The 12,040-nt window shown below is 38.0% G+C and carries 15 protein-coding genes; 5 read left to right on the top strand and 10 right to left on the bottom strand.

The genetic code is table 11. The annotated features are described in order from the left end of the window. Positions 1-3: 3 nt before the first annotated feature. The 6 genes from G322_RS0105705 to minC all read right to left on the bottom strand — a co-directional run bounded on the left by G322_RS0105705 (position 4) and on the right by minC (position 3,768). Positions 4-771, bottom strand: a complete 768-nt coding sequence (locus G322_RS0105705; protein WP_022940847.1) for a class II glutamine amidotransferase — start codon at positions 769-771, stop codon at positions 4-6. A gap of 12 nt (positions 772-783) precedes the next feature. Beyond that, a complete protein-coding gene (gene lpcA / locus G322_RS0105710; RefSeq protein ID WP_022940848.1) occupies positions 784-1,359 on the bottom strand; it encodes a D-sedoheptulose 7-phosphate isomerase in 576 nt (191 codons plus the stop codon). A gap of 157 nt (positions 1,360-1,516) precedes the next feature. Further along, positions 1,517-1,693, bottom strand: a complete 177-nt coding sequence (locus tag G322_RS23690) for a hypothetical protein (RefSeq protein WP_022940849.1) — start codon at positions 1,691-1,693, stop codon at positions 1,517-1,519. A 266-nt stretch (positions 1,694-1,959) separates the two neighbouring features. Continuing rightward, a complete protein-coding gene (minE, locus tag G322_RS0105720; RefSeq protein ID WP_022940850.1) occupies positions 1,960-2,226 on the bottom strand; it encodes a cell division topological specificity factor MinE in 267 nt (88 codons plus the stop codon). 1 nt (position 2,227) lies between these two features. Continuing rightward, a complete protein-coding gene (minD, locus tag G322_RS0105725) occupies positions 2,228-3,040 on the bottom strand; it encodes a septum site-determining protein MinD (protein WP_022940851.1) in 813 nt (270 codons plus the stop codon). A 20-nt stretch (positions 3,041-3,060) separates the two neighbouring features. Further along, positions 3,061-3,768: a septum site-determining protein MinC gene (gene minC / locus G322_RS0105730; RefSeq protein WP_022940852.1), complete on the bottom strand. Its 708-nt coding sequence runs from the start codon at positions 3,766-3,768 to the stop codon at positions 3,061-3,063. 126 nt (positions 3,769-3,894) lie between these two features. Between minC and G322_RS20015 the strand changes: the two genes are divergently transcribed. The 5 genes from G322_RS20015 to G322_RS0105755 are packed head-to-tail and all read left to right on the top strand — an operon-like array spanning position 3,895 to position 6,451. Then, entirely contained in the window at positions 3,895-4,230 is a 336-nt protein-coding gene (locus tag G322_RS20015) for a YcgL domain-containing protein (RefSeq protein ID WP_022940853.1), read from the top strand. Then, positions 4,217-5,221 carry a lytic murein transglycosylase gene (locus tag G322_RS0105740; RefSeq protein ID WP_022940854.1) on the top strand — a complete coding sequence of 335 codons (1,005 nt, stop codon included), beginning with the start codon at positions 4,217-4,219 and terminating at the stop codon, positions 5,219-5,221. The genes G322_RS20015 and G322_RS0105740 overlap by 14 nt, the downstream gene beginning before the upstream one ends. A 16-nt stretch (positions 5,222-5,237) precedes the next feature. Continuing rightward, a complete protein-coding gene (locus G322_RS0105745) occupies positions 5,238-5,678 on the top strand; it encodes a YcgN family cysteine cluster protein (protein ID WP_022940855.1) in 441 nt (146 codons plus the stop codon). A gap of 9 nt (positions 5,679-5,687) precedes the next feature. Then, positions 5,688-6,038 carry an arsenate reductase (glutaredoxin) gene (gene arsC, locus G322_RS0105750; protein ID WP_022940856.1) on the top strand — a complete coding sequence of 117 codons (351 nt, stop codon included), beginning with the start codon at positions 5,688-5,690 and terminating at the stop codon, positions 6,036-6,038. 20 nt (positions 6,039-6,058) lie between these two features. After that, the gene (locus tag G322_RS0105755; RefSeq protein WP_022940857.1) at positions 6,059-6,451 is read left to right on the top strand and encodes a DUF2069 domain-containing protein; all 393 of its coding nucleotides are present in this window, start codon (positions 6,059-6,061) and stop codon (positions 6,449-6,451) included. A gap of 62 nt (positions 6,452-6,513) precedes the next feature. Here the strand turns inward: G322_RS0105755 and G322_RS0105760 are convergent, their stop codons facing one another. From G322_RS0105760 to G322_RS24500, 4 genes are all read right to left on the bottom strand, one after another. Continuing rightward, entirely contained in the window at positions 6,514-7,071 is a 558-nt protein-coding gene (locus tag G322_RS0105760) for a heme-binding beta-barrel domain-containing protein (RefSeq protein WP_022940858.1), read from the bottom strand. Between the two features lie 70 nt (positions 7,072-7,141). Continuing rightward, positions 7,142-7,684: an OmpA family protein gene (locus G322_RS0105765; protein ID WP_342662413.1), complete on the bottom strand. Its 543-nt coding sequence runs from the start codon at positions 7,682-7,684 to the stop codon at positions 7,142-7,144. Between the two features lie 62 nt (positions 7,685-7,746). Beyond that, complete coding sequence (locus G322_RS0105770; RefSeq protein ID WP_022940860.1) at positions 7,747-9,138, bottom strand: TolC family outer membrane protein; 1,392 nt, start codon at positions 9,136-9,138, stop codon at positions 7,747-7,749. Between the two features lie 742 nt (positions 9,139-9,880). Next, positions 9,881-12,040, bottom strand: a 2,160-nt coding sequence (locus G322_RS24500) for a type I secretion C-terminal target domain-containing protein (RefSeq protein ID WP_022940861.1), incomplete at its 5' end; no start/stop codon positions are given.

Raw genomic sequence — 12,040 nt, forward strand, 5'->3', positions numbered from 1 at the left:
TAATTACAATACCCGTTCACCAAAATGAAAGACACAGAATTCACCGGCTTGCATCTTATTCCACTGTTCATCACTGGTAAGCGGACGTGTTGCAATCACAGTAACGACATCACTATCGGAGGTTTCAGTACAGAAATCAACGGTCATGTCTTCATCAATTAACTGTGCTTTACCAAACGGTGCGCGACGCGTTAACCAATGCAAATTATTAGTGCAATATGCCATCACATACTCACCATTACTGAGTAACATATTAAACACACCTAGTTTCCGCAGTTCATCAGCATAACCTGCGATATCTTTAAACACGGTTAACATATCATCAGGTACTGTTGGGTAATTTTGATGTAACTTGTTAATTATCCAACAAAAAGCAAGTTCACTGTCAGTTTGACCAACAGGGTGAGCACGCCCAAGTGGTAAATTTTCATAATCTGTTAATTGTCCATTATGTGCATAAGTCCAATTTTGTCCCCATAATTCACGAATAAAAGGATGGGTATTCTCAAGATTAACACCACCACGGTTTGCTTGGCGAATATGGCTGATAACAGATTTGCTTTTGATCGGGTACTCTTTCACGAGTTGCGCAACACGCGAATCACAGCTCGGGTTAGGATCTTTAAAACTGCGACAACCTTTACCTTCATAAAAGGTAATACCCCAACCATCTTTATGTGGTCCAGTTTCACCGCCACGCTTTACCAACCCACTGAAACTAAAGCATATATCTGTTGGTACGTTGGCACTCATGCCTAATAACTCACACATTATAGATGTTACCTATGCCATTTTTTTTTCGATTAATAAGATCAAAATATGGATGATCTTAATATGTATCTCTTGAATTCTATCTGCATAACCAAAATGGGGGACACGGATTTCAATATCTGCAAGCCCCGCCATTTTCCCACCATCTTTACCTGTTAATGCGATAATTTTCATCCCTTTCTCTTTCGCAACTTCAATCGCTTTTAAAATATTTGCAGAGTTACCACTGGTTGACAGACAAAATAGTACATCACCTTTACGCCCCACCCCTTCAAGGTAACGTGAAAAAATAGAATCAAAGCCATAATCATTACCCACACAGGAGATATGACTGGCATCGGAAATAGCAATGGCAGGATAAGAGGGGCGATGTTCACGATAACGGCCCGTTAACTCTTCAGAAAAATGCATTGCATCACAGTGAGAGCCGCCATTACCACAAGCAAGCACTTTTCCCTCACGCTTAAAAGAGTCAGATAACAGGGTGGCCGCTTTTTCGATATTTTCTAAATTTGTTTGATCATTTAAAAAGGCTTGTAATACTTTTTCAGCTTCTAATAGTTCATCTTTAATAATATTAATATTCATTGTTTATCGACCTATTTTTATCTACTGGAGAGATGCTATTTTTACATAGTTAATAGTTTGAAAATAGAGGAGAGGTTATAAAATCAGAGAAAATGGACACAAAAAAGCAGAGACCAGATGCACTCTGTAATCTCTGCTTTCAATAAAGTAGGCTTATTTACGCTTTATCAAGCGTACACGTTAGCACTTCTTCAACTTGACCAGCTTCAATTGCATCAATCGCTTTTTGATCGTGTGCATTTGGCGGGCAACCACATGCGTGATCACTTGTTGCGTGTAAACGAGCTTGCTCTAAGTGCCATTGTGCTACTTTAATATGTTGATCAACATTCATAATAATGTTCCTTTGGTTAGATAGTTAAATAATAAAAATTGATTTAAATCAATGTTGGGCATTATAAACAAACTCGCAGTACAAGCTAGTATTTAATCTCATATTTATTAAATTTTAATGACAATAGCATTGTTTGCGCGCATCAAATATCACTACGCTATCATCAACCCATGAGGATATTTTATGCCACTGATCACCATGCTACTTCTTCGTGCTTGCATATTAATTAGATTGACGATAACAGATCCCTATTAACACCAATTGCATTACTTGTTTCTAGGCAATGCAACATTAACCTCTAATACAGAGATACCATCTTCCGCTTTATCAATAAATTCACACTTCACATCATCCGATGAGATATCCATATATTTGCGGATCACCGCGACAATTTCACACTGTAACTCTGGAAGATAAGCAGGACTTGCAGCACTTGAGTGTTCATGTGCAACAATAATTTGCAAACGATCTTTGGCAAGTTTTGCGCTGCCTTTCTTAGGGCTTTCTTTTCTAAAATAACTTAAAAGTCCCATCTTAAGCTCCAAATAAACGGCTTAAAAAGCCTTTCTTTTCAAATTTAACAAAACGAAGTTCACGCTCAATACCGATTAAACGATCCACAGCATCTTGATACGCTTTACCTGCATCACTATCTTGATTTAAAATCACTGGCTCACCTAAATTCGATGCACTTAATACATCTTGTGATTCAGGAATAACACCTAAAAGATCAATGCCTAATAGATCATCAATATCCTCAATGCTTAACATCTCCTCTTTCTCAACACGCTCAGGACAATAACGAGTAATTAAAAGATGCACTTTAACGGGGTTAAGTTGCATTTCAGAACGCTTAGATTTACTGGATAACATCCCCGTAATTCGGTCCGAATCACGTACTGATGAGACTTCAGGATTAGTAGTCACAATCGCTTCATCAGCAAAATAGAGCGCCATCATTGCGCCTTGCTCAATACCCGCAGGCGAATCACAAATAATATATTCAAAACCATCGGCTTTAAGGTCGTTGATCACTTTTTCAACGCCCTCTTTGCTTAACGCATCTTTATTACGTGTTTGCGACGCCGGTAAAATATATAATCCTGGGGTACGTTTATCTTTCACTAGTGCTTGTTGAAGATTTGCTTCACCATTAATGACATTAATTAAATCGTAAACCACACGGCGCTCACAGCCCATAATCAAATCAAGGTTACGCAAACCAATATCAAAATCGATTACCACTGTTTTTGCACCAGTTAGCGCAAGGCCAGTACCAATTGCCGCACTACTGGTTGTTTTGCCAACACCGCCTTTTCCCGATGTGACAACAATTACTTTTGCCATTTTCTGTTCCTTAATTTCGATTAAATTTGACCCAAGCTATCTAAAACTATTTGCTCATCTTTTAATGAGACCATACTACTTTTCCCTGCATATTCAGGAGGCAGATCATCACTTAATTTATAAACACCTGCGATTGAAACCAATTCAGGGCTAAGCGCTTGGCAAAAAATAGATGCATTTTGATCGCCCATCGCCCCGGCAAGTGCTTTCCCACGTAATACGCCATAAATATGGATATTGCCATCTGCGATCACTTCAGCTCCCGCGCCCACATCACCATTAATGACCAAGTCGCACTCTTTTGCGTAAATCTGCTGACCCGATCGCACACGCCCTTTAAATATTTTGGTTTTTACCTCATTTGCAATAAAAGATGCCGTTTCCACCACATTTTCAACGGGTTTATCTTCAACCACAACCTCTTTGCTACCTTGTCTTTTAGAGCCTCTTAAAATAGCAATTTGCTCAGCATGCAACATCTCTTTTTGTGTCTCAGATAACTCGCCTGAGATGCCCACTAAAATAAAACCTTGCTCAATTACAATTTTTCTAATCTGTGAAAAATCTAAATTTAATGATCCATTAATAACCTTAATCACAACGGGTGCATGAAGGAAAAAATCTGGAGCCATTATCCGTTTTTTATTTAACTCATCAGCCAGCAATGAAAGAGTTTCACTTTCAATAGTAAGAACTAGTAAGGGAAAATTTAACGATTTTAGTGTCATAACACCCTATCTCTATATATAAAATGATTTTTGATTTAAAATTCAGCCAATTTCTATAAAAATTAAAGCAGATTGCATGTTATAGTCTGAACTCTTAATAGGCAAGCAAAGGGCGTCATTAGTATTATGTTATGTGCTGTATATAAAAGTATTCGAAAATCACAAACTTATCTTTTCATTGCTAAAAGAGATGATTTTAAACCCGTTCCCGATCCACTACTCACTCAATTTGGTCCACCTCAACTTGTGACACTGTTAAATATCACTGCAGATAAAAAACTCGCCATGGCTGATGCTGACGCCGTTATTACAGCAATACAAAAAAATGGTTATTATTTGCAACTTCCACCACCTCCTGTTAACTACTTAAAAGAGCACAAAGCATGGCGAGAATCACAATTAGAGCGATTCAATGAAACAGAGGCATTTAATGAAAAAGAGATACTTAATGAAACTGACTAATTTTTTTACCCTCTCTACACTGCTATTTTCAGCATGTTCCGTTTACGCAGAAACCACAATAATTGAAAAAGAGAAAATACCTTTTGAGCAATATGTAGAGCAGTTAAAAAGTGAAGCAATTGAAAAGGGTATTGATGAAAACATCATTAATAATGCCTTTGAAAAAGTTGAATTTTTACAGCGTAGTGTTAAATCTGATAAAGAACAACCTGAGTTTAAATTAACCTTAGACACTTATATTCCTCGTGCCGTACCCGATTGGAAAATAAAACAAGCACGTGAAGCCTACAAAAAACACTATCATTTGTTGCACAAAATAGGCAAAGAATACGGCGTCCAACCACGTTTTATTGTGGCACTTTGGGGCATTGAAACAAACTTTGGCCGTTTAACCGGACGCCATTATATTATCTCTTCACTGACCACGATGGCTTATGAAGGTCGCCGTGAGGCACTGTTTAAAAAACAACTGTTTGCTGCATTAACTATCTTAGAAGAGGGCCATATCGAACAGGATAAATTTATCGGTTCATGGGCAGGTGCAATGGGACAGGTGCAATTCATGCCCACCTCATACCTCAACTATGCCGTTGATTATGATGGCGATGGTAAAAAAGATATCTGGAATAACTACGCGGATGTGTTTGCATCTGCTGCTAACTACCTGAAAAAAGAGGGTTGGGATGACAGTGAAACATGGGGACGACAAGTTTTAATCCCTGATAATTTTAATGTCGAGCTTGCTGGCATCAAACAGCAAAAAACGCTGCAACAGTGGCAAGATATTGGTGTGCGTCGTTTTGATGGCAGTGCCCTACCTAAAGTGGATATGAACGCATCAATTGTTATTCCTGATGATGCTTCTGGTCGTGTTTACCTTGCTTACAATAATTACAAAGTATTAATGCACTGGAACCGCTCTTATTACTTTGCCACGGCAGTGAGTTACCTTTCTGAGCGCATTAAGTATCCGCGCATTACACCTGAATAACACAGAGCAATAATAGATGAGCCATTTTTGGGAAGAAAAAACATTATCACAGATGAATAAAACAGAGTGGGAATCACTCTGTGATGGCTGTGGAAAATGCTGCCTTAATAAAATTATTGATGATGATACAGAAGAGCTACATTTTACCAATGTTGCTTGTCATCTTTTACATACAAAAACTTGCCAATGCCGTAAGTACGAACAACGCTTTAAACTGGTAAAAGATTGTGTCAAAGTCTCTTTAGATGATATCGACCAATTTCACTGGTTGCCCGCGAGTTGCGCCTATCGTTTATTGGTTGAAAGTAAACCCTTACCTGTTTGGCATCCACTGCTAACAGGTAGCAAATCAGCGATGCATAAAGGGGGATTCTCAATACGTGGTAAAATCATCTCTGAAACAGAGATTGATCCTAATAATTTAGAAGATTACATTGCCATTTGGCCTGCACAATAGGAATTTAAAATGACTGATATTACTATTTACCACAATGCACGTTGCTCAAAAAGCCGTGCAACGCTAGCGCTAATTAAAGACAAAACAGATAATTTCACTCTTGTAAATTATTTAGATACACCACCCACACTTGCTGAATTAAAAAATATTATTACCTTACTTGGTTTTAGTTCTGCGCGTGACTTAATGCGCACAGGCGAAGCAGTTTATAAAGAGCTAAAACTAAAAACAGAAACGGATGAAGCCATATTATTAAAAGCGATGCTTGATAATCCTAAATTGATTGAGCGCCCTATCGTATTAGCCAATGGTAAAGCTAAAATAGGTCGTCCTCCAGAGTCCATTTTAACCATTATTTAATAAATATTAGTAGTAACTTTATGAAAACAGAACAATATAAATTGATGGCAAGAGTGGGTTATTTTGCCCTTCTTTTACTTATTCCGCTATGGCACCTGTTGTTATCTCCCCCGCCTCTTGGATTAAGCCCTTGGTTTATTACCACAATTTGGTTTTTACCTTTACTCTTTCCTCTTAGAGGAATCATCCAAGGCAACCCCTACACGTTTGCATGGTGCGGTTTTTTAGCACTACTCTATATTATGCATGCAGTCGTTATTATCTATACAGCTTACCTTGAAAATAATGTTATGGAGCTTACACTGGCCATTTTTGAGTTGCTATTTGCAAGCCTATTTTTAATGGGTAACACCTATTTTGCAAAATATCGAGGACAAGAGTTAGGTCTGAGTATTCGTAAAAAGAAAAAGTGATCTAAAAATAATGATGAATGGCATAAGCCAAATAAAAGGAGCATTCTATGCTCCTTTTATTATCACACTCTTTTTAATACACTATTATCAGTGTGTTCAAACTCTTTCCCGTAAATATCCAATAACATTGTTTGTGAATAACAAAGCTCTGTTTCAGTCACTTTAAACTGTTGTAGATATGATTTCATCTTGGCATTCTTTTGCATAAAAGGGCTTTGGATGATTTGCCAATCTTTCTCTTCAATCATTGCGCTGACATTTAAAACAGATTTGCTTGGCGATACTTCAAAGCGACCTGACGCTAAGACACACATACCTCTAGGGATAGTTAATGAGTGTACTACTGTATGGCTGCCCTGCTCCCATAACCAATAACCAACTTCATGATGAATCATTTTATCATTACTATTACGCCTAACCTCTTGAGTGTAAGTGATCACACTTAATAACTGAGATTCAGCATTTTCAGTCTCTCCTATACCTGTAAAAATGATCTTTTCGTAATAACTATTTACTTCAGTCCCCTCTGGCTCAGGCGCAATATCTTCACCTTTTTTACCTACCCAACTGCCAATTAACTTGGTAAGTGGTCCATAATTTGTTTCATCTACTTTATTCATTTAATTAGCCCTTAAAGAAGAAAAGGCGCTAAATAGCGCCTTTATGATTGATAGCGATCAATTAAAAATATCACTCCTCAGCACGTTCATCAACACTGTATATTGTCCACTTTTGATCTACGATAGTTTTTTCACTACTAATTTCAGCGACAATACGGCGGTTGCGCGCATGGATATATTCATCACTTCCTTCTAGTAACAAACGAGAGAAACCATAACCAATTGCTGTAATACGACTCTCATCAATAGAGAACTTATCAATCAGTATCTTTTTGATCGCCTCAGCACGATTTTGTGACAAAGTTTCATTAAGTTCCTTATTACCCCGAATACTGGTATGCCCCTCGATAGTGACATCTGTTTCTGAATATTGTTTCATAAAGTCGGCTAATTCCTCTACTTCAGGAAAGTAGCTCGGTGCAACCACATAAGAGTTCGTTTTAAAATTAACTAATAATTCACGCCTCACTTTATGCACCGTTTCAGATCCACAACCACTATTGTCTACCTGTGAACCAGACTCACTTTCAAGGCACGCATCTCGCGCATTAATGACTCCATCTCCCTCTTGATCACTTAAATCATATTTTTGCTGAGTAGGCTCACTTGCCATATCAATCGCCTTTGTTGAACAGCCTACTGCAGCTATACTCAATAATAAAATAATAAAATATCTCATTGGCTTACGCCTCCCTCGTATTCATCTTCACCAAACCAAGTGGCAGGTCGTGTAACACGTAAAGAGTCAAGCAACAGACCTGTAGAGTGCAATATGCGATATTGTGCGGTGATCTCTGTAAATTCAGCTTCTAAGAAATCGGTACGCGCTTGATACAATTCATTTTCAGTATCAAGTAAGTCTAACAAGCTACGTTGCCCTAACTTAAACTGCTCTTGGTACATAAACTGCGTATCTTTTGATGCAATAACATGTATTTTGATATATTTTTTCTGCTGATTTAACTGCTCAAATGCATTCCAAGAGAGGATAAAACCCTCTTTAACTTGTCGATGTACATTGGCATTGAGCTCCTTCGCTTCATTTATCTTATAAGCCGTTTCAGTGGCATAAGCCACATCTCGTCCTCCAGAGAAAATATTATAGGTAAAACGTAACATCGCTTGCGCATCATTGTTTTCACCACCTACATCCCTTATTCCTCCACTTCCATCCTCACCATCTAAGTTGTTATTATAATTTGCGCTTAACTCTAAAGTGATTTCTGGGTAGTAGGTCGATTTAGCGGCCTCATATTGATAAAGTGCAGCACTAATATCATTACTGGAGGATTTAATAACCGGATGATGATCGAGTGCTTGCTGTACGCCCTCTTCCTCCGTTTGAGGTAACATATCGGCATCGGGAATGGGAATAACTAAACCTTCTGGCGTTTGGTCTACCACGCGTAAAAATTGCACTTTGCTATCAAGATAATTGTTTTTGGCTGCAATTAAGTTAGAGTGCGCTTTAGCAAGTCGCCCGTTTATTTGTGACAGATCTGCGGTGCTCCCTAAACCTGAATCGGTACGCTCTTTGATCTGTTCATAGATTTTTTCATGCTCAGCAAGGTTTTTTTCCGATAAGCCAACAAGTTTCTCGGTTTTAATGAGATCCACATACACTTTAATAATTTTCAGGGCTAAATCTTCCGCTTGTGAAAATAACCGCCACTGCTCAGCACTGGCGGTAAAACTGGTTCGATCAACTTCACTGCTGGTATGGAAACCACTAAATAAACTTTGTCTTAGGCTAATGCCTAATTCACTGCGTGTTAGTGTTTCAGTATCATCACCAACGGATCGCCTTGTACTTGGACTATCGGTATACTCCACACCAATTCCGCCAGTCAAATCAACCGTGGGCCAATAACCAGACTTAGCTTGATCTATTTGCTTTTCGCTTACTTTAAATTTACTAAATGCAACACGCAGTTCAGGGTGGGTATCTAAGGTATAAGCAACGGCTTGCTCAAGGGATTGACTGTAAATATTAACAGGAAGAGTCAAACTAGAGACAAGAATGGCTAAGGCTGTTTTATGGGGAAATTTAAAATTGAAGTTTTTCATTGTACCTCCATTTTTATTTTTTGATATTTTAAATTCAGTTATGTTATCTATTTTTCATTCTATTATTCTAGTTTAAAAACAAGGAAACGGTTACTTTTTAAGCTAAATGGCTGTTTATTTTTCAGTTTAACACCAAGACACTTATCTCTCTTCTCATTCAGGAAAAGTAATTTGTATCATCACTGATAATCAAGGGCCTAGACTCACCGTCTGCTAATAACCTGTTAATTATGTTGTTCTCTGTATTATCATACTCAGATCTCAATATAATTACTTTTAATACAAATAGTTGTGTTATTGGTGGGTTTGCTCCATCACTAGGATAACGGCCAGTAGCTGGACTATCGGTATACTCAAAACCATAAGTGGCGGTCAAATCGAGTACAGGAAAGTAGCCAAACTGAGCCGGATCTATTTGTGTTTACTGACGTTAACGTTGTAAAAATCAACACTTAGTTCAGGGTTATATCAAGGGTATAACGACGGCTTATTTAACGGCAGGCTACTAACGTATGTAGGTGCGAACATTGCAGGGTACAAATGGAAATAATTACGTTTTTAGCCCGTACAAAATTGACGTTTGCGAGACTGTAATAAAAACGGTGTACCTTCATTGCATTATCAATGCTTTAAGTTATTATTTTTTATGACTTAACATCTATTTTTTTAATTATTATCTATTGTGAAATATCATCGTTAATTAGACCATAGGCCTAATTAACAATGATATGCCTATGGTCACTTAAATATATTCATCTTCGATTGGAAGCAAGGTAATTGATTCAAATACTTGATGACCATCTAGTGTGATTGTAACCGCCTCACTGATGCCAGCTATGAATATTTCAGGTGTACTGCCACCTGACAAATCAATATTCTCAAGCACAATTTCCATACTACCTGCAGCATCAGTATCGACTACTAAGGAGAGGGTGTTTTCAGCGTCATTAAAAACAAAGTCTAAATAATCATCAAGGATTTCCTGTGTTTCATCGCCACCGAGCAGATCACTTAAATCTAATATGTCGTTATCTAATTCATAATCCAGAATATGATCTAAAGACCCATCAGCCTCATCATCAGATAACCAGATGAAGGTATCGATGCCTTCACCGCCGGTTAGGAAGTCATCGCCTAAGCCACCAAGAATGGTGTCATCACCTAGCCCGCCTATAATAGTGTCATTGCCCGCACCACCATTTATATAATCACTTCCGTCACTACCTGTAAACTGCGCATCACTGGATCCACCAAATATTGTATAAGCGGTATCAGTAACCTCTTGTTCGTCAATAGTAACAGTATCAATCGTTTCTATAATGACTGTTGGTTGGAAATCATCCATTAATTCATCATTAGTGATCAACAATATTTCCCCTTCAAACATACCGTTATCAGGATTGAAGTACTGCATTGGTAGCTCATAAACATAATTTCCATCTACATCAGGATATGAGTTTAAATCGATTTCAGCTAATGGCTCACCAGTAAAGAATTTTAACTCAGAGCCTTCTGGGAACCCATTCAAGCAAACATGACTAAGTGACTCACTACCATCGTCATCTAATAAAACGGCATCTAATGAAACAGGGTAGGCAAATTGGTCAACACCGCTTACAGAAAAGGCTAATTTATCCACTTGATAACCGTTAGCATCTCCATCTCCTGCATTCGCAAATACCATCTCACCAATACCAGTGTTAAATGATAGATATACGGTCTCACCACCTTGACCAAAACTACTACCATCTAACAATAGAGTTAAGCTAGCTGTTATATTAGTACCTTCATAATCAGAAAGGTCAATAGTGTCAAAAGACCAAGAATAAGCGTCGCCAGCTAGTAGGAAATCTGAAGCCAAAAATGGTGATACATCTATTTCGTTACCGTCACTGTATAAAGTTAGTGCTACTGATGAGTTACTATCTAAAGAAATGTCACCACTTATAGTCCCACTAATAACTTGTAAAGTATCATCGACAATTTCAATATCAATCTCATTCCCGATAACTTTAACAATATCTTCTTTCGTGTTTTTTACTTTCATTTCCACACTATGCATTGCAATGAAAAAATCGAAGGTAATTTGTTCTCCTACATCAATTCGATTTCCTTCCCCTTTTCCATTTCCAGAATCAATACCAATGCCTAAACCATTAGTGAAATTAAATAACTGCCCATCAGCCCCCGTTGTAGCGGTAGTACCATTATCAAATATAATTGTTGATGTACCGTCTGGGTTATTTATTGTCTGTGAAATATTATCCTCATTGACACTCCACGGCTCATAATCACCCATGTCTACACTTACTGTATTTTCGATAGTATCTACAACAGGTAGAATATTAATTTCAATCGAGCCGTTTTCACCGGTTGCAGTTAAATAGCTGATAACAGGTACTTCACCGGCATAGTTTTCAGCCGGAATAAATTCATAAGTACCATCAGAGTTTAAGGTAAGCTCTCCTATTGAATATACTTCGTTGGTTTCAGAATCTATACCCTCAATTGATACAGGATTTGAGCCTGGTACTGAATAAGGTCCGATAATACCTTCGATTGTGAACGAAGTAATAATCAAGTCTGGGTCAGCTAATACATCCCCTCTCGCAATAGTATCTTCTTTAATTGTTTGCTCAGTTACCCCTAAATCGTCATTAATAATCGTTGTGGTGACCCCATCACCATAAGTGACAACTTCATAAGCCTCGGCATTGTCATAACTGTCTCCTGTAACAGTAACAGTAAACTGCTCACCATCATCGGCAAATATATCGTCAACGGCACTGGCGCTAAACGGGGTATTAATGGCAATGGAACTGGTGAGTGCTTCATAATCACTCGCCGTGGTCGTATCAAGATTGGTGTAGGTAATACCCACATTACCCGTCGGTTGCTCTGT

Source organism: Psychromonas hadalis ATCC BAA-638 (assembly GCF_000420245.1).
Taxonomy (GTDB): Bacteria; Pseudomonadota; Gammaproteobacteria; order Enterobacterales; family Psychromonadaceae; genus Psychromonas; species Psychromonas hadalis.

Excerpts from the sequence above, each read along its gene's own strand:
- minE (WP_022940850.1), bottom strand. The coding sequence starts at position 2,226 with ATGGGACTTTTAAGTTATTTTAGAAAAGAAAGCCCTAAGAAAGGCAGC.
- minC (WP_022940852.1), bottom strand. The coding sequence starts at position 3,768 with ATGACACTAAAATCGTTAAATTTTCCCTTACTAGTTCTTACTATTGAA.
- G322_RS20015 (WP_022940853.1), top strand. The coding sequence starts at position 3,895 with ATGTTATGTGCTGTATATAAAAGTATTCGAAAATCACAAACTTATCTT.
- G322_RS0105705 (WP_022940847.1), bottom strand. The coding sequence starts at position 771 with ATGTGTGAGTTATTAGGCATGAGTGCCAACGTACCAACAGATATATGC.
- lpcA (WP_022940848.1), bottom strand. The coding sequence starts at position 1,359 with ATGAATATTAATATTATTAAAGATGAACTATTAGAAGCTGAAAAAGTA.
- arsC (WP_022940856.1), top strand. The coding sequence starts at position 5,688 with ATGACTGATATTACTATTTACCACAATGCACGTTGCTCAAAAAGCCGT.
- G322_RS0105760 (WP_022940858.1), bottom strand. The coding sequence starts at position 7,071 with ATGAATAAAGTAGATGAAACAAATTATGGACCACTTACCAAGTTAATT.
- G322_RS0105745 (WP_022940855.1), top strand. The coding sequence starts at position 5,238 with ATGAGCCATTTTTGGGAAGAAAAAACATTATCACAGATGAATAAAACA.
- G322_RS0105755 (WP_022940857.1), top strand. The coding sequence starts at position 6,059 with ATGAAAACAGAACAATATAAATTGATGGCAAGAGTGGGTTATTTTGCC.
- G322_RS0105765 (WP_342662413.1), bottom strand. The coding sequence starts at position 7,684 with ATGGCAAGTGAGCCTACTCAGCAAAAATATGATTTAAGTGATCAAGAG.
- G322_RS23690 (WP_022940849.1), bottom strand. The coding sequence starts at position 1,693 with ATGAATGTTGATCAACATATTAAAGTAGCACAATGGCACTTAGAGCAA.
- minD (WP_022940851.1), bottom strand. The coding sequence starts at position 3,040 with ATGGCAAAAGTAATTGTTGTCACATCGGGAAAAGGCGGTGTTGGCAAA.
- G322_RS0105740 (WP_022940854.1), top strand. The coding sequence starts at position 4,217 with ATGAAACTGACTAATTTTTTTACCCTCTCTACACTGCTATTTTCAGCA.
- G322_RS0105770 (WP_022940860.1), bottom strand. The coding sequence starts at position 9,138 with ATGAAAAACTTCAATTTTAAATTTCCCCATAAAACAGCCTTAGCCATT.